This is a genomic window from Serratia sp. SCBI, from assembly GCF_000747565.1.
Lineage (GTDB): Bacteria > Pseudomonadota > Gammaproteobacteria > Enterobacterales > Enterobacteriaceae > Serratia > Serratia ureilytica.
In genome coordinates, this window is record NZ_CP003424.1 from 4987606 (window position 1) to 5008953 (window position 21348).

17 protein-coding genes are annotated in these 21348 nt (G+C 58.4%); 7 read left to right on the forward strand and 10 right to left on the reverse strand.

Annotated features, from left to right (window positions below):
* Positions 1-86 precede the first annotated feature (86 nt).
* On the forward strand, positions 87-1748 hold the full coding sequence (locus SERRSCBI_RS23215) for an AsmA family protein (RefSeq protein ID WP_042785600.1): 1662 nt from the start codon (positions 87-89) through the stop codon (positions 1746-1748).
* Between the two features lie 38 nt (positions 1749-1786).
* On the opposite strand, the gene fabY is transcribed toward SERRSCBI_RS23215, so the two are convergent.
* The 5 genes from fabY to typA form a co-directional block, all read right to left on the reverse strand.
* Positions 1787-2734: a fatty acid biosynthesis protein FabY gene (fabY, locus tag SERRSCBI_RS23220; RefSeq protein WP_004931235.1), complete on the reverse strand. Its 948-nt coding sequence runs from the start codon at positions 2732-2734 to the stop codon at positions 1787-1789.
* A 21-nt stretch (positions 2735-2755) separates the two neighbouring features.
* Positions 2756-3193 (reverse strand): D-aminoacyl-tRNA deacylase, encoded by a 438-nt coding sequence (gene dtd, locus SERRSCBI_RS23225; protein ID WP_016929644.1) that lies wholly within the window; start codon positions 3191-3193, stop codon positions 2756-2758.
* Positions 3190-4083, reverse strand: coding sequence for a virulence factor BrkB family protein (locus tag SERRSCBI_RS23230; RefSeq protein WP_033652264.1), 894 nt, complete (start codon positions 4081-4083; stop codon positions 3190-3192). The genes dtd and SERRSCBI_RS23230 overlap by 4 nt, the downstream gene beginning before the upstream one ends.
* Positions 4084-4134: 51 nt before the next feature.
* Positions 4135-4725, reverse strand: coding sequence for a glucose-1-phosphatase (yihX, locus tag SERRSCBI_RS23235; protein ID WP_042785601.1), 591 nt, complete (start codon positions 4723-4725; stop codon positions 4135-4137).
* A gap of 166 nt (positions 4726-4891) precedes the next feature.
* Positions 4892-6715: a ribosome-dependent GTPase TypA gene (typA, locus tag SERRSCBI_RS23240; protein WP_004931243.1), complete on the reverse strand. Its 1824-nt coding sequence runs from the start codon at positions 6713-6715 to the stop codon at positions 4892-4894.
* A gap of 370 nt (positions 6716-7085) precedes the next feature.
* Between typA and glnA the strand changes: the two genes are divergently transcribed.
* The 4 genes from glnA to SERRSCBI_RS24845 all read left to right on the forward strand — a co-directional run bounded on the left by glnA (position 7086) and on the right by SERRSCBI_RS24845 (position 11395).
* Positions 7086-8495 carry a glutamate--ammonia ligase gene (glnA, locus tag SERRSCBI_RS23245; protein ID WP_033645173.1) on the forward strand — a complete coding sequence of 470 codons (1410 nt, stop codon included), beginning with the start codon at positions 7086-7088 and terminating at the stop codon, positions 8493-8495.
* A gap of 193 nt (positions 8496-8688) precedes the next feature.
* Positions 8689-9738, forward strand: a complete 1050-nt coding sequence (glnL, locus tag SERRSCBI_RS23250) for a nitrogen regulation protein NR(II) (RefSeq protein WP_004931246.1) — start codon at positions 8689-8691, stop codon at positions 9736-9738.
* Positions 9739-9746: 8 nt separating this feature from the next.
* A complete protein-coding gene (gene glnG, locus SERRSCBI_RS23255) occupies positions 9747-11159 on the forward strand; it encodes a nitrogen regulation protein NR(I) (protein WP_033652266.1) in 1413 nt (470 codons plus the stop codon).
* Between the two features lie 113 nt (positions 11160-11272).
* On the forward strand, positions 11273-11395 hold the full coding sequence (locus tag SERRSCBI_RS24845) for a YshB family small membrane protein (protein WP_015379453.1): 123 nt from the start codon (positions 11273-11275) through the stop codon (positions 11393-11395).
* Positions 11396-11429: 34 nt separating this feature from the next.
* Here SERRSCBI_RS24845 and hemN read toward each other — a convergent pair whose 3' ends face one another.
* The gene (gene hemN, locus SERRSCBI_RS23260; protein WP_042785602.1) at positions 11430-12803 is read right to left on the reverse strand and encodes an oxygen-independent coproporphyrinogen III oxidase; all 1374 of its coding nucleotides are present in this window, start codon (positions 12801-12803) and stop codon (positions 11430-11432) included.
* A gap of 182 nt (positions 12804-12985) precedes the next feature.
* Positions 12986-13528 (reverse strand): Der GTPase-activating protein YihI, encoded by a 543-nt coding sequence (gene yihI, locus SERRSCBI_RS23265; protein WP_015379455.1) that lies wholly within the window; start codon positions 13526-13528, stop codon positions 12986-12988.
* Between the two features lie 734 nt (positions 13529-14262).
* On the opposite strand from yihI, the gene yihA reads away from it, so the two are divergent.
* Complete coding sequence (gene yihA / locus SERRSCBI_RS23275) at positions 14263-14907, forward strand: ribosome biogenesis GTP-binding protein YihA/YsxC (protein WP_004931258.1); 645 nt, start codon at positions 14263-14265, stop codon at positions 14905-14907.
* A gap of 517 nt (positions 14908-15424) precedes the next feature.
* On the opposite strand, the gene polA is transcribed toward yihA, so the two are convergent.
* A complete protein-coding gene (gene polA / locus SERRSCBI_RS23280) occupies positions 15425-18223 on the reverse strand; it encodes a DNA polymerase I (protein WP_042785603.1) in 2799 nt (932 codons plus the stop codon).
* Positions 18224-18720: 497 nt separating this feature from the next.
* Here polA and SERRSCBI_RS23285 point away from each other — a divergent pair, with 497 nt between their 5' ends.
* The gene (locus SERRSCBI_RS23285) at positions 18721-19617 is read left to right on the forward strand and encodes an acyltransferase (protein ID WP_033645170.1); all 897 of its coding nucleotides are present in this window, start codon (positions 18721-18723) and stop codon (positions 19615-19617) included.
* Positions 19618-19659: 42 nt separating this feature from the next.
* Here the strand turns inward: SERRSCBI_RS23285 and dsbA are convergent, their stop codons facing one another.
* The gene (gene dsbA, locus SERRSCBI_RS23290) at positions 19660-20274 is read right to left on the reverse strand and encodes a thiol:disulfide interchange protein DsbA (RefSeq protein WP_255352678.1); all 615 of its coding nucleotides are present in this window, start codon (positions 20272-20274) and stop codon (positions 19660-19662) included.
* Positions 20275-20311: 37 nt separating this feature from the next.
* A complete protein-coding gene (locus SERRSCBI_RS23295; protein WP_042785605.1) occupies positions 20312-21298 on the reverse strand; it encodes a serine/threonine protein kinase in 987 nt (328 codons plus the stop codon).
* Positions 21299-21348: the final 50 nt, after the last annotated feature.

Genomic DNA, 21348 nt, shown 5'->3' on the forward strand with positions numbered 1-21348 from the left:
ATTGTCTATCAGACCATTGCCCTTGAGATGCCCGGCCAATTGCGGCATAAACAGGGTATCTTTTTTGACCGATGCGGATGTAGACGATGAAATTTATCGGAAAGCTGTTGCTGACGTTGCTGCTGCTGATCGTGCTGGCGGCGGTGGTGCTGTATCTGGTGGGGCAAACCCGCTGGGCGGCAGGCCGTCTAAGCGCCTGGATCAGCGACAACAGCGAATACCGCCTGTCGATAGGAAAAATCACCCACTCGTGGAATCAGCCGGGCCAGATCGGTCTGGAAGACGTGCAGCTGGCGCGCAGCGGCCAACCTCAGGCGCTGGTCGCCAAACGCGTCGATCTCGGCCTCAGCCTGCGCCAAATCACCGAACCGCGCTATTTTTACAGCGTCACGCTGCGCGACGGCACGCTGAACGTGCAGCCACAGGCTGCTGCGCTGCCCGTACAGGCCGACGTGCTGCAACTGAGCAACATGGCGCTGCAGTCCAACGATAGCGAGTGGCAGCTCAACGCGCAGCAGGTCAATGCCGGCATCACGCCGTGGCGCCCGCTGGCCGGCCATCTGCTGGGGGACAACAACCAGTTCCAGTTCAGCGCCGGTTCGATGACGCTGAACGGCATCCCCGCCTCGAAGGTGTTGGTGCAGGGGGAGCAAAAACAGGGCCAGTTGCTGTTGAACAACTTCGGCGCCGATCTGGCGCAGGGCGACCTGACCGGCGTGGCCAGCCGCGCCACCGACGGCAGCTGGCAGGTGGATCGCCTGCGGCTGAGCGGCGTGCGCATGCAGACCCCGATGACGTTGGCGGAATTCATGCGGCGCTTCACCGCTCTGCCGCCGGTCACCCTCAAGCGTTTCGATCTGATCGATGCGCGCCTGGAAGGCAAGGCGTGGGCGGTTAACGATCTCGACCTGTCGCTGCAAAACGTCAGCGTCGAAAAAGGCGACTGGCGCAGTGAAGACGGCTCGCTCAACGTCAACGCCGGCGACGTGGTCAACGGCGGTTTCCACCTGATCGATCCGATCGCCACCCTGCGGCTCTCTTCCGCCGGCATCGCCATTCAGCAGTTCACCACCCGCTGGGAAGGCGGGCTGCTGCGCACCTCCGGCAACTGGCTGCGCGCCGGCAAACGCCTGCAGCTGGATGAAGTGGCCATGGCGGCGCTGGAGTACACCCTGCCGATCGACTGGCGCGAGCTGTGGCTGAAACCGCTGCCGGACTGGCTGGCAGAGGTGTACGTCACCAAGCTGACCACCAACCGCAATCTGATTATCGATATCAACCCGGCATTCCCGTTCCAGATCACCGCGCTGGACGGTTACGGCAGCAACCTGCTGCTGGCGCGCGACCACCAGTGGGGCATTTGGTCCGGTTCGCTGAACCTGAACGGCAGCGAGGCCACCTTCAACAAAATCGACGTGCGGCGCCCTTCGCTGGCGCTGAACGCCGACGCCAACCAGATCGCCGTCACCGAGCTCAGCGCCTTTATGCCCAATGGGTTGCTTGAGGCCAAAGCGACCGTCGATCAGCTGCCGGGCAAGCCGTTCCAGCTGACGCTGCACGGCCGTTCGGTACCGATCAACATCTTGCAGCAATGGGGATGGCAGCCGGTGCCGCTGACGGGAGACGGCAACCTCGAGCTGCAGTTGAAAGGGCTGCTGAACAGCGATGGGCCGTTCAAGGCCTCATTGAAAGGCAATCTGCAGGCCACCGCCGGCGACGGCCAAGCGGTGAACCAACAACTGCCGTAGTGCACTGCGCGGCCCGCCCTCAGGGCAGGGCCGCCGCCTTACTCCTCCAGCGCTTCAGAGCCGCCCTGATCCAACGGCACATCCGGCTCGGCCGGCAACACCATATAGGTGCCTTCGAACACTGCGCCCTTGTCCTCGTCACCGAACAGATGCACTTCGGCGTGTACGCGCGCGCGGCGGCCGCGCGCCAGACGCGCCAAATCGCCGCTCAGCGAGCCGAGATCCGCCACCGCCCGCGGCCTGCCGGTAATCGGTTTGCTGTAGCGAATGTGCGCGTCCGCCAGAATGATGGTGCCGCCCAGATGGCGCTCGCGCAGCAGCAGCCAAATCAGCCCCCAGGCGGTCAGCGTCGCCAGTGAGAACAGGCTGCCGGCAAACAGCGTATGGTGCGGATTCTGATTGCCGATCTCCGGCATGGTGGTGACGAAGCGCTGGCCGGTGTATTGGCTGATGCGCACGCCCATCTTTTCGCTCAGCGGGATGTGTTCATACCAGGCCTGCTGCAATTGGCCGCACCAGTCGGGGCGATGCAGGATATCGTCCAGCGTCGCCACCGGTTTGATCATCAAAAAGTGACGGATCGGGGTGGTCTGCGGCGCGGTGATCTCGCCCTGATTGACGAAGCCCAGTTTGGCGAAGAAATCCACCGCGTCTTCACGGGCGCTGCACACCACCCGCTTCACGCCTTCCTGCCGCGCGACCGACTCCAGCGTCATCGCCACCAGCGTCCCCAGCCCTTTATCCTGCAGCGTCGGATCTACCGCCAGAAAACGGATCGCCGCCTCGTTGTCGGCATTGATGTACAGCCGCCCGATGGCGACGATTTTACCGGCCTCGTCCACCACCATTTGGTGATGGGCCATGGCGTCATAGGCATCCTTTTCCGAACCCACCGGCTGGTGCAGCGGCTTGCGCAGCATTTCCCAGCGAAACTGGTAATACTCCTTCAGTTCTTGCTCTGTTACGGGTACTCGTAGGTGATACATAGACGCCTGTTCTCCGAATGCTTAGACCTGTAGCCAGAATGTCACCGGACCATCGTTGACCAGCGCCACCTGCATGTCGGCGGCGAACTCGCCGGTCTGGGTCTCTACGCCGCGTTCGCGGCACTGGCCAACAAAATATTGATACAACCGATCGGCGACCAAAGGCGCGGCGCCGCGCGAGAAGCTGGGCCGCATGCCCTTCTGGGTGTCCGCCGCCAGGGTGAACTGCGAAACGACCAGCACACTGCCCCCGGCCTGCTGGACGTTGAGATTCATCTTGTCGTTCTCGTCGCCGAAAATGCGGTATCCCAACACGCGTTCGCACAGGCGCTGCGCTTTTTGCTCGTTATCGCCCTGCTCCACGCCCAATAACACTAACAAACCGGGGCCAATCTTGCCTACCGTCTCGCCACCTACCGTGACGCTGGCGTTTAACACCCGTTGAATCAACGCAATCATTCCTGCTGCCCTTCTGGTTTTTGTTCCTGTTGCTCCGCCTTCTGCCGGCGGTAGTCGCGGTATTCGCCGATGGTCACGGTGATTTCCGCGCCGAGTAACACGATACACCAGCTCCAGTAGACCCACAGGAATAAAATCGGGATCACCGCCAGCACGCCGTAAATCAGCTGATAGGAGGGGAACATGGTGACGTACAGCGCGAATCCCTTCTTGCCCAGTTCGAACAGCAATCCGGCCACCACCGCGCCAATCAGCGCGTCTTTGGGCGGCACGCGCACCGTCGGCACGATGCAATACAGCAGCCAGAAGGAGGTGCACGACAAAATCAGCGGAAAGATGCGCAGCACCTGATCCACCAGGCCGTTGACGCCGGTCTGCGCCAGCCAGTTGAGCGACAGCAGGTAGGAACTGATGGCCATGCTGGCGCCCACCAGCAGCGGCCCCAGCGTCAGCACCATCCAGTACACGGCGAAGGAGAAGACGATCGGCCGTTTGTTCTTGCTGCGCCAGATGGTGTTCAGCACGCTGTCCACCGAGGAGATCAACAGCAACGCGGTAACGATCAGCCCGCAGGTGCCGACGGCGGTCATCTTGTTGGAATTGGCGACGAACTGTTCCAGGTAGTTCTGGATCACGTTGCCGGCGGCCGGCACGAAATTGGAAAATATAAAGCTCTTCAGCTGTTCGCTGATGTCGGAAAACATCGGGAAAGCGGCGAACAGGGCGAACACCACGGTGACCAGCGGCACCAGCGACAGCAGGGAAACGTAGGCGAGATGGCCCGCCAACATCGTCAGGCCATCGTGGTCGATGCGTTGGTACAGCAGCCGTCCGAAGGTGACGCTTGGCTTAATCGCAGAAGGCAGCTTCTTGCGGCGGAAAAACGACATGGTCACTCCTTGATGTCCGTTGATACGCCTTAAGCTTAACGCGCCCTGCGCTCATTGAGCAAAATAGGCCGGCACCACGTCGCGATCGGTGACGTGCACCGTCTTGATCCCCAGCGCCTGCGCGGCGAGGACGTTCGCCGGGTGATCGTCAAAGAACACCGCGTCGGCGGCGGCGGTGTTTTCCGCAACCAGCACATGCCGGTAGATGTCAGCTTCAGGTTTGCGCATGCCGAGATCTTGCGACAAATAGAGATGATCGGCGGCGGCGGCCACTTCTGGGTAATGCTGCGGCCAGTAATTGCAGTGCAGACGGTTGGTGTTCGACAGCACCACCACCCGGTGACCTTCGTTGCGCAGGCGCTGCATGATGTCGATCACCTCCGGGCGCAACGCGACGAATACCGCCTGCCAACCGGTGGCGAACTGCTCAAAGCTGAGCGCGATGCCCATTTCATCGCACAGTTTGCCGGCGAAGTCTTCATCGCTGATTTCACCGCGCTCATGCTGCTGAAACACCTCACCCATGGTGAAACGATCGGACAGCACCGCCAACGGCGTGCCGCTCAAATTGCTCCACACGCCCAGCACACGCTTGAAATCGATATCGACGATCACATTACCTAAATCAAAGATATACAGCATAGTCCTCTCCTGATGGGCCGGTGAGATTTCACTGTAGCGGGAAAAGGAACAGCTGAACAGGGAGCGAACGGAAAAGCGCATAGCGCGCCGCACAAACGGGGAACAACAGAGGAAAAAACTCAGGGCGCGAGAGCCGCGCCCTAAGCATGAGACACTCAATCAGCGATTAAGCGTCTTTTGGACCGCGGCTGGCACGCTTACGATCGTTTTCCGTCAGGTGACGCTTACGGATACGGATCGAGGTTGGCGTCACTTCTACCAGTTCGTCGTCATCGATGAACTCCAGAGCTTGCTCCAGGGTCATTTTGATGGCCGGAACCAGGGTAGTCGCTTCGTCGGTACCGGAAGCACGCATGTTGGTCAGCTTCTTACCGGTCAGGCAGTTTACGGTCAGGTCGTTGGAACGTGAGTGAATACCGATGATCTGGCCTTCATACACTTCCGCACCGTGGCCCAGGAACAGCTTGCCGCGATCCTGCAGGCCGAACAGCGCGAACGCGACCGCTTTGCCCTGGCCGTTGGAGATCAGCACACCGTTCTGACGCTGGCCCACTTCGCCCGGACGCACATCGTCGTAGTGGCTGAAGGTGGAGTACAGCAGACCGGTACCCGAAGTCATGGTCATGAATTCGTTACGGAAGCCGATCAGACCGCGGCTTGGGATCACGTAGTCGAGACGCACGCGGCCCTTACCGTCCGGATCCATGTTTTTCAGGTCGGCTTTACGCTCACCCATCGCCTGCATCACGGAACCCTGATGCTGCTCTTCGATATCCAGCGTCACGTTCTCGAATGGCTCCTGCTTGCGGCCATCGATTTCGCGGAAGATAACTTTCGGACGGGAAACCGCCAGCTCGAAACCTTCACGGCGCATGTTTTCGATCAGCACCGACAGGTGCAGCTCGCCACGACCGGATACGCGGAAGGCGTCAGCATCGTCGGTTTCTTCAACGCGCAGCGCCACGTTGTGCACCAGCTCTTTGTTCAGACGGTCAAGGATCTGACGCGACGTCACGTACTTACCTTCTTTACCGCAGAACGGCGAGGTGTTGACGTTGAAGAACATGGTTACGGTCGGTTCGTCGACGGACAGCGCCGGCAGCGCTTCTACGGCGTTGGTGTCGCAGATGGTGTCGGAGATGTTCAGCTCGCCCAGGCCGGTGATGGCGATGATGTCGCCCGCTTCCGCCAGGGTGCTGTCGATACGCTCCAGACCCAGGTGACCCAGCACTTTACCCACTTTACCGTTGCGAGTTTTACCTTCGCTGTCGATGATGGTGACCTGCTGGTTCGGCTTCACTTTACCGCGCTTGATGCGGCCGATGCCGATAACGCCCAGGTAGTTGTTGTAGTCCAACTGGGAGATCTGCATCTGGAATGGCGCTTCCAGCTCAACCTGCGGCGCAGACACGTGGTCGACGATCGCCTGATACAGCGGGGTCATGTCTTCCGCCATGTCGGTGTGGTCGACGCCGGCGATGCCGTTCAGCGCAGAAGCGTAGATGATCGGGAAGTCGAGCTGCTCGTCGGTCGCGTCGAGATTTACGAACAGGTCGAACACCTGATCCACAACCCAGTCAGGGCGTGCGCCAGGGCGGTCAACCTTGTTGATTACCACGATCGGCTTCAGACCGTTGGCGAACGCCTTTTTGGTCACGAAGCGGGTTTGCGGCATAGGGCCATCCATTGCATCCACAACCAGCAGCACCGAGTCAACCATCGACATCACGCGCTCTACCTCACCGCCGAAGTCGGCGTGTCCTGGGGTATCCACGATGTTGATGCGGTAACCATTCCAATTAATGGCGGTGTTTTTTGCGAGGATGGTAATCCCACGCTCTTTCTCCAAATCGTTGGAGTCCATTACGCGTTCGGTGGCTTCCGCACGCTCTCCGAAAGTACCGGATTGTTGCAGCAGCTTGTCAACCAGGGTGGTTTTACCATGGTCAACGTGGGCAATAATGGCGATGTTACGCAAATTTTCGATCACAGCTTTGCCTCGGGCATTAGAAATAGCGCGCTATTGTACACGTATTAAGCGAGGGACTAAACAAGATCACAACCATCTCTTATAAACAACCGCGTACCGGTCAGTTTGTGATCCCTTTCACGGTGCAAAAAGCCGCAATCGTTGCACTTTTGCACCATTTCAGTGCCCACCCCCACGCTTATTGCACCATAACAGTGCAAACTATCGCTGATGGTGCATACTGTGTCTGGGTAAAACCCGCGCAGAAAGGCGATGAAAGCCTTTTTAAAAAGTTGGCACGCTTTTCGCTTTAGTCTTTTCAAGGCGAAAAAAAGCCAGTTCCACAGATTCGTTCCACGACGACGACAATGATAAACCGGGAGAGTTAAGTATGTCCGCTGAACACGTTTTGACGATGCTGAATGAGCATGAAGTGAAATTCGTAGACCTGCGTTTCACTGACACCAAGGGTAAGGAACAGCACGTGACTATCCCGGCTCATCAGGTAAACGCCGACTTCTTCGAAGAAGGCAAAATGTTTGACGGCTCCTCTATCGGTGGTTGGAAGGGCATCAACGAATCTGACATGGTACTGATGCCGGATGCCAGCACGGCGGTTCTGGATCCGTTCTTCGAAGAACCTACGCTGATCATTCGCTGCGACATTCTCGAGCCGGGCACCATGCAAGGCTACGATCGCGACCCGCGCTCCATCTCCAAACGCGCCGAAGACTTCCTGCGCTCCTCCGGCATCGCGGACACCGTGCTGTTCGGGCCAGAGCCTGAGTTCTTCCTGTTCGACGACATCCGCTTCGGCAGCAGCATCCGCGGTTCCCACGTGGCCATCGACGACATCGAAGGCGCCTGGAACTCCGGCACTCAATACGACGGCGGCAACAAAGGCCACCGTCCGGCGGTGAAAGGCGGTTATTTCCCGGTTCCACCGGTCGACTCTTCGCAGGATCTGCGTTCCACCATGTGTCTGACCATGGAAGAGATGGGCCTGGTGGTTGAAGCGCACCACCACGAAGTGGCGACCGCCGGTCAGAACGAAGTGGCGACCCGCTTCAACACCATGACCAAGAAAGCCGACGAAATTCAGATCTACAAGTACGTGGTGCACAACGTGGCGCACGCCTTCGGTAAAACCGCGACCTTCATGCCGAAACCCATGTTCGGCGACAACGGTTCCGGCATGCACTGCCACATGTCGCTGTCCAAGAACGGCACCAACCTGTTCGCCGGCGACAAATACGGCGGCCTGTCTGAAACCGCGCTGTTCTACATCGGCGGCATCATCAAGCACGCCAAGGCGATCAACGCGTTGGCAAACCCGACCACCAACTCGTACAAACGTCTGGTACCGGGCTACGAAGCGCCGGTGATGCTGGCCTACTCCGCCCGTAACCGCTCTGCGTCCATCCGTATCCCGGTGGTCGCCAGCCCGAAAGCGCGCCGCATCGAAGCCCGCTTCCCGGATCCGGCGGCTAACCCATACCTGTGCTTCGCCGCACTGCTGATGGCCGGCCTGGACGGCATCATCAACAAGATCCACCCTGGCGACGCCATGGACAAAAACCTGTACGACCTGCCGCCGGAAGAAGAAGCCGAGATCCCAAAAGTGGCCGGCTCGCTGGACGAAGCGATGGCCGCGCTGAACGAAGACCGCGAGTTCCTGACCCGCGGCGGCGTATTCACCGACGATGCGATCGATGCCTACATCGAACTGCGCAAAGAAGAAATGGACCGCGTTCGCATGACGCCACACCCGGTCGAGTTCGAACTGTACTACAGCGTCTAAGCCCTACCCGCGCCGTCTGCAAAGGCGGACGGCGCCCACAATTTTTGTTATCGCTTTTTTGTTGCCGTGGAAACTTTCAGCCCATCTTCGGATGGGTTTTTTCTCCACCGTATTTTCTGCAAAACTATTCCATACCGCGCCGATCCCGGATGGAGTAGGATAGATGCACTAAAAAGGTGCAGGAGTCTGCTGTATGGCAACTGGCAAGCTGCCCGATGCTGGGCAGATCCTCAATTCACTCATCAACAGCATCCTGCTGTTGGATGACTCACTGGCGGTTCACTACGCCAACCCTGCGGCACAGCAGCTGCTGGCGCAAAGCTCCCGCAAGCTGTTCGGCACGCCGCTGCCCGACCTGCTCGGCTATTTTTCGCTGAACGTCTCTCTGATGCGTGAAAGCCTGCGCGCCGGTCAGGGCTTCACCGACAACGAAGTGACCCTGGTGGTCGATGGCCGCGCGCATATTCTTTCCCTGACCGCTCAGGCGCTGCCGGAAGGCTATATCCTGGTCGAGCTGGCGCCGATGGACAATCAGCGCCGCCTGAGCCAGGAACAGCTGCAGCATGCCCAACAGGTGGCCGCCCGCGATCTGGTACGCGGTTTGGCGCACGAGATTAAAAACCCGCTGGGCGGCCTGCGCGGCGCGGCACAGCTGCTGGCCAAAGCGCTGCCCGATCCGGCGCTGACCGAATACACCAAGGTGATCATTGAGCAGGCCGATCGGCTGCGCAATCTGGTGGATCGCCTGCTCGGGCCGCAGCGCCCCGGTCAGCACATCACCCAGAGCATCCATCAGGTCGCGGAGCGCGTCTGCCAGCTGGTGTCGCTGGAAATGCCGGATAACGTCACGCTGGTGCGCGACTACGATCCCAGCCTGCCGGAAATGGCCCACGACCCGGATCAGATAGAACAGGTGCTGCTGAACATCACCCGCAATGCGCTGCAGGCCTTGGGCGAGGCGGGCGGCACCATTACGCTGCGCACCCGCACCGCGTTTCAGATAACGTTGCACGGCACCCGCTATCGCCTGGCGGCGCGTATCGATGTCGAAGACGACGGCCCCGGCGTGCCGGCGCAGCTGCAGGACACGCTGTTCTACCCGATGGTCAGCGGCCGTGAAGGCGGTACCGGCCTGGGATTATCCATCGCCCGCAATCTGATCGATCAGCATTGCGGAAAAATTGAGTTCAACAGTTGGCCAGGTCATACCGAATTCTCGGTCTACCTGCCCATTCGTCAGTGAGGTTTGCAATGCAACGAGGGATAGTCTGGATCGTCGATGACGATAGCTCCATCCGCTGGGTGCTTGAGCGCGCGCTCACCGGCGCGGGCATGAGCTGCGCCACCTTCGAAGGCGGCAATGACGTGCTGGAAGCCTTGGCCACGCAAACTCCCGACGTGTTGCTGTCCGATATCCGTATGCCGGGCATCGATGGTCTGGCGCTGCTCAAGCAGATCAAACAGCGCCACCCGATGCTGCCGGTGATCATCATGACCGCGCATTCGGATTTGGATGCGGCCGTCAGCGCCTATCAGCAAGGGGCCTTCGACTACCTGCCGAAACCGTTCGACATCGACGAAGCGGTGGCGCTGGTCGAGCGCGCCATCAGCCATTATCAAGAGCAGCAGCAGCCGGTGCGCAGCCAGCCGGCCAGCGATCCGGCGGCGGACATCATCGGCGAAGCGCCGGCGATGCAGGACGTGTTTCGCATCATCGGCCGGCTGTCGCGTTCGTCAATCAGCGTGCTGATCAACGGCGAATCCGGCACCGGCAAGGAACTGGTGGCGCATGCGCTGCACCGCCACAGCCCGCGCGCCAAGTCGCCGTTCATCGCCCTGAACATGGCCGCTATTCCCAAGGATCTGATCGAGTCCGAGCTGTTCGGCCACGAGAAAGGCGCCTTCACCGGCGCGAACCAAATCCGTCAGGGGCGCTTTGAACAGGCCGACGGCGGCACGCTGTTCCTCGACGAGATCGGCGATATGCCGCTCGACGTGCAAACGCGCCTGCTGCGGGTGCTGGCGGACGGCCAGTTTTACCGGGTCGGCGGCTATGCGCCGGTGAAGGTCGACGTGCGCATCATCGCCGCCACGCACCAGAACCTGGAATTGCGGGTACAGGAAGGCAAGTTCCGCGAGGATCTGTTCCACCGCCTGAACGTGATCCGCGTACACCTGCCGCCGCTGCGCGAGCGCCGGGAAGACATCCCGCGGCTGGCGCGCCACTTCCTGCAGATCGCCGCCAAGGAGCTGGGCGTAGAGGCCAAGAACCTGCATCCGGAAACCGAAACCGCGCTGACCCGCCTGCCTTGGCCGGGGAACGTGCGCCAGCTGGAGAATACCTGCCGCTGGCTGACGGTGATGGCCGCCGGGCAAGAGGTGCTGATTCAGGATCTGCCGAGCGAACTGTTCGAAACCGCCGCACCGGAGAGCCCCAGCCACAGCCTGCCGGACAGCTGGGCCACGCTGCTGGCGCAGTGGGCCGATCGCGCGCTGCGTTCCGGTCATCAAAATCTGCTGTCGGAAGCGCAGCCGGAGATGGAGCGTACACTGCTCACCACCGCCTTGCGTCACACCCAGGGGCACAAACAGGAAGCCGCACGCCTGCTGGGCTGGGGGCGCAATACCCTGACCCGCAAGCTCAAAGAACTGGGCATGGAATAGGCGCTGAGGTTGATGATAAAAAACGCAGCCCAGCGCACAAAAAAACGCCAACCGCAGACTTTACAGCCGGTGCGGGCGCAGTATGATCGTGTCGCACACTCTGGAGGTTGACGATGCTGGACTCATTCATCGTATTCATTTCTCAGGGCGCGGAGCTGGGCTCCGCCGCCAGCCACACCCCGCAGGCGGCGGTCGCCGCGGTGTTGTGCGCCGCGCTGATTAACTTCTTCAGTTAAAAAAACAGCCGCATCAGCGGCTGTTTTTTCATCCTCAGATCACCCGAGAGAACTGCTGGCTGCGCGCCTGTTGCCGCAGATAACGGTCGAAGCACATGCAGATATTGCGGATCAGCAACCGCCCGCGCGGCGTGACGCGAATGCCTTGCTCGTCGCGCTCCACCAGCCCATCGCGTTCAAACGGCGCCAGCAGCTGCAGGTCTTCGGCGAAGTAAGCGGTGAAATCGATGCCGTATTGCCGTTCAAGTGGCTGATACGCCAACCGGAAGTTGCAGATCAACGTTTTGATCAGATCGCGCCGCAGGCAATCGTCGTCCGTCAGCGCCAACCCGCGCCACAGGGCGTTGCCCTGCGCCGGTACGCTCTCATAGTAACGCTTCAGCTCTTTCTGGTTCTGCGCATAGCTGTCGCCGAGCATGCTGATGGCCGACACGCCCAACCCCAGCAGATCGCTGTCGCCCTGGGTGGTGTAGCCCTGGAAATTGCGGTGCAGCTTGCCTTCGCGTTGCGCAATCGCCAGCTCATCGTCCGGGCGTGCAAAGTGATCCATGCCGATAAACTGATAGCCGGCGTCAGTCAGGAACGCGATGCTCTGCTGCAGGATATCCAGCTTCTGCTGCGCGCTGGGCAGATCGGCGTCTTTGATTTTGCGCTGGGCGGCGAATAAATTCGGCATATGCGCGTAGTTGAACACGCTGAGGCGATCGGGATTCAGTTCAGCCACCCGCTGCAGCGTGAAGGCGAAGCTTTCCGGCGTCTGTTTCGGCAGGCCGTAGATCAGATCAATATTGGTCGAGCGGAAGCCCAGCGCTTTGGCCCGCTCGATCAGGGCGAAGATAAAGGCTTCATCCTGCTCGCGGTTGACCAACGCCTGCACCTGCTTGTTGAAATCCTGCACCCCCATGCTCAGGCGGTTAAAGCCTTCAGCGCGTAAATGATCGAGCACATCCAGCGCTATCTCGCGCGGATCGACTTCGATCGACATCTCCGCATCGGGCAGAAAATCAAAATGTTCGCGCAGCAGCGCCACCAGCCGGCTGATTTGCGCTTTGTCCAGATAGGTTGGCGTACCGCCGCCCCAATGCATCTGACCGACCTTGCGGCCGGCGAACAGTGGCGCACGGCTGGCGATCTCTTGCGCCAGGACATTCAGGTATTCATCGGCCTTGTGCGTCTGACGCGTCACCAGTTTATTGCAGCCGCAGAAGTAGCACAGCTTATGGCAGAAAGGGATATGCACGTACAGCGACAGCGGGCGCTCAGGGTAGCGCGCCGCGGCGCGTTGAAACGCCGCTTCGTCGTAGCGCTGGTTAAACTCCAGCGCCGTGGGGTATGAGGTATAACGCGGCCCTGAGTAGTTATATTTTTGGATCAGGGCCAAATCCCAGACAATCGTCTGCTCTGACATGCTCACTCCTTCCGATATCTTTTTCTACCGGGCCGGGAGAGAGGCGGTTGTCTGCGCTGTCTGGCCACGGAAGCGCTGCGAAAACGCGCTTTGCGCTTAGACAGCCGCCATAGTTTACCGAATAACCACAGCAGATAACACATCAAGAGTAGGGCTATTGTCGGGATCAGCCACATGGCGCGTTAAAAAGCGTCCTTCGGGTTGCCGCCTTTCAGCAGCTTCAGAATATCTTCCTGCTTCTCTTCTTCTTCCTCGTCGTCTTCATCGCCCAGCTCGATGCCCAGCACGTCCATCAGCACATCGATGCGATCCAGCGTCTTGTCGACATACGCCTGCTCTTGCGCGTTCAGCGTTTCGCCATCGTCGATGCGATCCAGCAGCGCGTTCAGACGTTCGTCATTTTCCAGCTTCGCCAGCTCTTCTTCCGGCGACAGGCGCGGTTTTGCTTCAGCCTTTGGCTTCGGCTGCGGTTTGGCCTTCACTTTGGTTTCGTCGACCACCAGCGCAACCGGCACTTTACTGCCGATACGCGGATCTTTGGCTTCCGCCGCCGATTTGTTTTTCTGGCTGCCGGACTCGACCTGAGTGCGCGAACCGGAAGCGTGGCCGCGGCGTTTTTTCAGGCGTTTGCGCTCACGCGCTTCCTGATCGAGCTCCATACGGCTTTTCTTTTTCGTTTTTGACTTCGCCGCGCTGCCGCGAGGTGCTTTTGATGGCTGGTTCATAGCGTGTGCTCTTAGGTATGTAGATTCAGTATAGAATTGCGGCGGAATCTAGCAGAAAGCGGACAAAGAAAAAAGGCGGCAGGTTAAACCTGCCGCCTATTTCGCACCTTCTTGCGAAGGGTATTCCTGTTACGCGCTCCTTGCGTACATGCAACATCCCGGTTTTTCCTTCTGCTATAACCGCATTCCCTGCCACTACGTCCTTCATCCTGAAAGGAAAATCGTCCATGGCGCAATCCATTCGCATCCGCTCTTCCCGAGCGCGCTTCCTGCGGGCATCCAAACTGCCGATACTTCACCATCCGATGTGCCTGCCGCCTATTCCGGTGCGAAAGGGTCACTTCCTTTTGCGTTCATCCTGGCACTCATTGCACGCCCTGTGCATTCCCTGAGATTTGTCATCCTTCCCGGATGTTCCCTAATCCTGCGCAACCCTGCGTTAACGAGTACTTTACGTTATTGTTGCGAAGGCTCAAGGCACCGGAGGCCGATTTGACTGACATTTCCACACAACGAAAAAACAACACATTGTTTTAAAAAAAGAAAAATAAATATCGCTTTCGAATAAAGCGACATTACCCGCGATTCGAATGGCAAATGTCTCACAACGTACGAGCAGCTTAACCGTCGTTTTATCGCGCCCCGCCGCTTAAAAACGGAGAAACACGCCATTTTTACCGCTGATGCAGTTATAATCGCCAACCAGTTAGCCATCCTCACGGAGACGAAAAATTTTGACCAGCAAGAACTACAACTATCATGTGACCCATTTCGTCACCAGCGCACCCGATATTCGCCATCTTCCGGGGGATGCAGGAATTGAAGTCGCCTTTGCCGGCCGTTCCAACGCCGGTAAATCCAGCGCGCTGAATACGCTGACCAACCAAAAAAGCCTGGCGCGCACCAGTAAGACGCCGGGGCGCACCCAGCTGATTAACCTGTTCGAAGTGGAAGACGGCATTCGTCTGGTCGACCTGCCGGGTTATGGCTACGCCGAAGTGCCGGAAGAAATGAAGCGCAAATGGCAACGCGCGCTGGGCGAATACCTGCAGATGCGCAACAGCCTGAAAGGGCTGGTGGTGCTAATGGATATCCGCCATCCGCTGAAAGATCTCGACCAGCAGATGATCCAGTGGGCGGTCGACGTCGGCACGCCGGTGCTGGTGTTGCTGACCAAGGCCGACAAGCTGGCCTCCGGTGCACGCAAGGCACAGCTCAACATGGTGCGTGAAGCGGTGCTGCCGTTTATGGGGGATATCCAGGTCGAAGCCTTCTCATCGCTGAAAAAGATCGGCGTCGACAAGCTGCGCCAGAAGCTGGACACCTGGTTTAACGAGATCCCGCCGGAAGTGCTGCCGGAAGAAGACATCGGCGAATAAGCCCTGATCGCACGTTTGAGCCGATGCCTCGCCGCATCGGCTTTTTTATGCCCGCAGATCGGCCGCAGGCGGGATTTTTCGTTATCTAATTACATTTTTGAAATAAAGCCATCATAAAGACTTATCGCCAAAACGGGCTTGTTTCGCCGAATTACGCGGATTGAGGGAGCGGAAGTTGAAATGAAAGTCGGGGCTGAGCGATAGGAAAAACGTATGGTTTGCTGCTGTTTTTACAATAAAAAACGCCCCAGTCAATACTGACTGGGGCGGCTAAATATTCAGCCAAATCCGATTACGTGAAGTAAAAGGTCTGAAAGATAGAACATCTTACCTCTGTACCCTACGCCTGTAACTCTACATCATTTTTTCGCAGGGCAAAAGAATTTTTTGTAGTTTACTTACACAATTTGAGACACAAGAACGGCGAAGTTGGGGAAACTATCGCCGCATCTTGTAGCTTAATTACGAAAAGTGCTTAGCTTCTCGCCAGTTAGCGCATACGGCGATAACCCGGCGATCAGTGCGCCTCATCCCAGTTCATGCCGACGCCCACATCGACCTTCAGCGGCACCGCCAGCGTCATGCTGCCTTCCATCAGTTGGCGGATACGTTGGCTGGCTTCGTCGATCACCGACTCGTGCACCTCGAACACCAATTCATCGTGCACCTGCATGATCGCGCGTACCAACGGCTTCTCCTGCCCCTGCAGCCAGGCGTCGACCTCGATCATCGCACGCTTGATGATATCGGCCGCCGTGCCCTGCATCGGGGCGTTGATGGCGGCGCGCTCGGCCGCCTTGCGGCGCATGGCGTTGCTGGAGCGGACGTCCGGCAGATACAGACGGCGGCCGTCCAGCGTGCTGACATAGCCCTGCTCGGAAGCCTGCTGACGGGTGCGCTCCATGTAATCCAGCACGCCCGGGTAACGTTCGAAGTAGAGATCCATATAGCGCTGGGCTTCCCCACGCGGGATCCCCAGCTGACGCGCCAGGCCGAAGGCGCTCATGCCGTAAATCAAACCAAAGTTAATCGCCTTGGCGCTGCGGCGCTGCTCGCCGGTCACTTTATCCAACGGCACGCCGAAAACTTCCGACGCCGTGGCGCGGTGAATGTCTTTCCCTTCGGCAAAGGCCTTCAGCAGCCCTTCATCCTGAGACAGATGCGCCATGATGCGCAGCTCGATCTGCGAGTAGTCGGCCGCGACAATGCGGTAGCCTTCCGGCGCAATAAAGGCCTGGCGAATGCGCCGCCCTTCTTCGTTGCGCACCGGGATGTTCTGCAGGTTCGGATCGCTCGAGGAGAGGCGGCCGGTGGCGGTCACCGCCTGATGGTACGAGGTATGCACCCGCCCGCTGACCGGATTGATCATCAGCGGCAGCTTGTCGGTATAGGTGGTCTTCAGCTTCGCCAGGCCGCGGTATTCCAGAATCACCTTCGGCAGCGGGTAGTCGAGCGCCAGCTCGGCCAGCACTTCTTCGTTGGTGGATGGCGCCCCGCCCGGGGTTTTCTTCAGCACCGGCAGCTTTTGTTTTTCGTACAAGATAGCCTGCAGCTGCTTGGTCGACGCCAGGTTGAACGGCTCTTCCGCCAGCTCGTGGGCCTGCGCCTCCAGCTCAGCCAGACGCTTGGCCAGCTCCTGGGAGTGGGCCGATAAAATGGCCGGATCGATCAGCACCCCGGTGCGTTCGATATGCGACAGCACCGGCAGCAGCGGCATTTCAATCTCGTTGAACACCGTCAGCAGTTCCGCGCTCTGTTTCAGCTGCGGCCACATCGCCAGATGCAGCTGCAGCGTGACATCGGCGTCTTCGGCAGCGTATGGCGCCGCCTGCTCAAGCGCGATCTGATTGAACGTCAGCTGGTTCTTGCCCTTGCCGGCGATCTCTTCGAAAGTGATGGTTTTGTGGCCAAGATAACGATCGGCCAGGCTGTCCATATCATGACGGCCGCCGACGCTGTCCAGCACATAGGACTCCAGCATGGTGTCGTAGGCGATGCCGCGCATCTCGATGCCATAACGCGCCAGCAGGCTCATATCGAACTTCAGATTTTGCCCGACCTTGAGCGCTTTCTCGTCTTCCAGCAGCGGCTTGAGCGCCTCCAGCACGTAAGCGCGATCCAGCTGCGCCGGCGCATCCAGATAATCGTGCGCCACCGGCAAATAAGCCGCTTCGCCCGGCGCGATCGCAAAGGACAGGCCGATCAGATTGGCGGTCAGGGTATCCAGGCCATCGGTTTCGGTATCGAAGGCAAACACGTCGGCTTTTTTCAACCGCGCCAGCCAGTCGGTAAAGGTCGCTTCGTCCAGGATGGTGACATAACCGTCCTGAGACAGCTTGGCCTCCGCCAGCGCTTTCGGCGCTTCCGCGGCTACGGCTGGTTTGGCGGTGCCGGCAGCTTTCGCGCCCGCGCCTTTCTTGTTTTCCAACCAGACGCCGGCTTCTACGTCCGCCAGCCAGCGTTTGAACTCGTACTGTTTGAACAGCTGTTGCAGCGTGTCGACATCCGGCGCGGAGACCGTCAGGTCCGCACAGGTCAGATCCAGCTCGACGTCGGTTTTGATCGTCGCCAGCTTATAGGAGAGGTACGCGACCTCTTTATTCTGTTCCAGCTTGGCCGCCATGGTTTTGGCGCCGCGGAAGCTCAGCGTGGCGATGTTCTCCAGATTGCCGTACAGCGCATCCAGCCCGCCGATACCCTGCAGCAACGCCTGGGCGGTTTTCTCGCCCACGCCCGGCACGCCGGGAATGTTGTCCGATGAATCGCCCATCAGCGCCAGGAAGTCGATGATCAGCTCCGGCGGAATGCCGTATTTGTCGCACACTTCCTGCGGGCCGAGGATCGTGTTGTTCATGGTGTTGATCAAGGTGACGTTCGGCGTCACCAGCTGCGCCATGTCTTTGTCGCCGGTGCTGATCAGCACCGCGTGGCCGGCCTTTTCAGCCTCCAGCGCCAGCGTACCGATGACGTCATCCGCCTCTACGCCGGGCGTCACCAACAGCGGCAGGCCCATCGCCTTGACCATGTTATGCAGCGGCTCGATCTGCGCGCGCAGATCGTCCGGCATCGGCGGCCGGTGCGACTTGTATTCAGCGAACAGATCATCGCGGAAGGTCTTCCCTTTGGCATCAAACACCACGGCAACGTGGCTCGGTTGATACTGCAACAGCAGACTGCGCAGCATATTCAGCACGCCGTACATCGCGCCGGTCGGCTCGCCCGCCGAGTTGGTCAGCGGCGGGAAGGCGTGATAAGCGCGGTAGAGGTAAGAGGAACCGTCAACCAGGATTAGTGGGTTTTCTGCAATCTGGGCCATAGCGTTTCTTTATCGTGATCGGACATAGGGGTAAGCATGCCATAGCTGGCCGCCGGAGACGAACCTTAGCGTGCATTGCGGACGAAAATGATGTGATTGTGCGCGAGGATCCGCAAGATCTTACCTGTGGATAACTTTGTGCATAGAAAAGAGACCGAATTATAACGCTGTGATTATCGTTATAACGGCGAATAAAATTCCTATTTAAATCACCGCGTTAAAAGAACGAATTCCGGCGACGCTTTATTATTGGCTTTTATTGGATTTGTGGATATAACTTTCGCCGGATTTTAATCGCACTATTAATCAAATTCGGCGCCTCAATTACCATAGCACAAGCTGGACAAGTTGCACGAAAACTCAGCAAATGGTTATCCGATGAGACGAAAAACAGTGATTTTAAGCGGCGCTTTACCCCGGCGATTTCTGTTAAAATGCGTTTTTGTTCATGCGCTTTGGCATGCAACGATGTTCCCACCAACCGTCAGCCCATAATCATGCCAAGATTGTTAACGCCTGTTATCTTTATCATTTCCGTCATACTTACCATTCTGGTGACGGTGTTATGCTCCATCCCCATCACGCTGGCCGGCATCGTGAAACTCGTGGTGCCCATTCCCGCCGTTTGGCGATATATCTCGGCTTTCGCCGATTTCATGATGTGGTGTTGGTGCCAAGGGCTGGCGCTGTTATTGCGCATTAACGGGCAATTGCGTTGGGATATTGAAGGGCTGGAAGGGTTGGATCGCAAAAACTGGTATCTGCTGATCAGCAACCACGAAAGTTGGTCAGACATTGTCGTGTTATGCGTGCTGTTCAGAAATCATATTCCAATGAATAAGTATTTCCTCAAGCAGCAGCTCGCCTGGGTGCCGTTTGTCGGCCTGGCCTGCTGGGCGCTGGACATGCCATTCATGAAGCGTTACTCCCGCGCCTATTTGCTCAAGCACCCGGAAAAACGCGGCAAGGATATCGAAACGACGCGCCGTTCCTGCGAAAAATTCCGCCAGCGCCCAACCACCATCGTCAATTTCGTCGAAGGCTCACGCTTCACCGAAGCCAAGAAAATTAAAAGCAATTCACCTTATCGCAATTTGCTGGCGCCCAAAGCTGCCGGCATCGCGTTTACCCTTAGCGCGCTGGGCAATCAGTTCGACAAAGTGTTGAACGTCACCCTGCTTTATCCGGAAAATAACCAGCGGCCCTTTCTGGATATGCTGTGCGGCCGCCTGACGCGTATCGTGGTGAGAATAGAGACGCTACCGATCGATGAAACCCTGCACGGTGATTATTTCAACGATAAACAGTTCAAGCGGCGCTTCCAGCTGTGGCTGAATACGCTGTGGCAGGAAAAAGACCGGTTGCTGGATAAATTGAAGCGGCAATACGGATAAAAAAACGCCGGCGATGCCGGCGTTTTTCATGTTGAATCAGGCTTATTTCTGCTGGCTGAGGAATTTAACCACATCGGCGAACTGCTTCACGTAAGCGTCCATCGAGCTGGTGTCCAGGCCATCGTTTTTAACCATGTATTTGCCGTTGACGAATACCGCCGGCACGCCGCGCAGCTGCAGATCTTCTGCGGCTTTCTCCTGTTGAACCACCAGAGATTTCACCACGAAGCTGTTCCAGGCCGCGTCATAATCTGCGGCGGTTACGCCCGCTTTCACGAAGACGTTACGGATATCGTCCGGCGTTTGCACGGTCTGGGTTTTCTGCACCGCTTCAAACATCAGCGGGCTTACTTTGTCTTCCACGCCCAGCGCCATCGCGACCGCCCACGCCTGAGTCAGCTGTTTGCCCAACGGCCCCAGGAACTCCACGTGGTACTTGGTCATTTTGGTGCCGGCAGGCAACGCTTTTTTCACGTTCTCGGACACGTGATAGACCTGCTCAAACTGGTAGCAGTGTGGGCAGTAAAAGGAGAAGAACTCCAACACCTGCGGCTCACCGGTCACCGGCTTGTCCAGGGTCACGTACTGAGTGCCATCGCTAAACTGTGCCGCCGAGGCGCTGAATGCCATCACCATGCCAACGAGCGCCAACCATATTTTTTCATAAGACTAAACTCTCCATTGTGTTAAAGCTTCAATACATTGGCGTCAGCTGCAGAGGAGGCTCCTGCAACAGCTTAACCTGTTCATTAAACGCCGCAGTCTGAGATAACCAGAAATCAGACTCCGCCATCCACGGAAAACTCTTAGGGAAGGCCGGATCCTGCCAACGGCGAGCGACCCAGGCCAGGTAATACACCATGCGCATCGCCCGCAGTGGCTCAATTAACGCCAGCTCGCGCTGATCGAACTCGGCAAATTCGCCGTACGCCTCCAGCAAAACGTCCAGCTGCATCAGTTGGTCGCGACGTTCGCCGTGCAACAGCATCCACAGATCCTGAACCGCAGGGCCGTTGCGCGCGTCATCAAGATCGACGAACAGCGGGCCATCGCGCCACAGAATATTGCCCGGATGGCAATCGCCGTGCAAACGCCGCGGCTGCCAGTTCAGATGCCAGTGTGGCTTGATCGCCGCAATCAGGTTATCCGTCGCCTGCAGGAAGGCATCACGCTGAGCCGCCGGCAACAGCTCGCAATCGGCCAGCGCCTGACGCGGGGCAACAAGATACTCTTCAATCCCCATGGTTGGACGCTCGGCAAACAAACGCTCGCCGCCGACCTGATGGATACGCCCCAGAAAACGGCCTACCCATTCCAACTGATCCAGATTGTCTATCTCGTATTGCCGGCCCCCCACGCTGGGGAACAGGGCAAAGAAAAAACCGCCGTGCGTATGCAGCGTAGCGCCTTGCAGCGCCAACGGCGCCACCGCCGGGATCTCCGCGCCGGCCAGATCCAGAGCGAACTGATGTTCCTCACCGATTTGTGCGGCGCTCCAGCGCTCCGGGCGGTAAAACTTCACCACGTAGCGTCGACGATCCTCGTCCATAAACTGATAGACGCGGTTCTCATAGCTGTTCAGCGCCGTCAGGCCGGAATCGACGCGCAGGCCAATCCCTTCTAGCGCGTCCATGATCAAATCGGGCGACAGGGTGTCGAAATTAAAAGCTGAGTTATTCATAACGTTCGTTTGATCGCTGACAGCACGGTGCCGGGAATGAGAAATAGTAG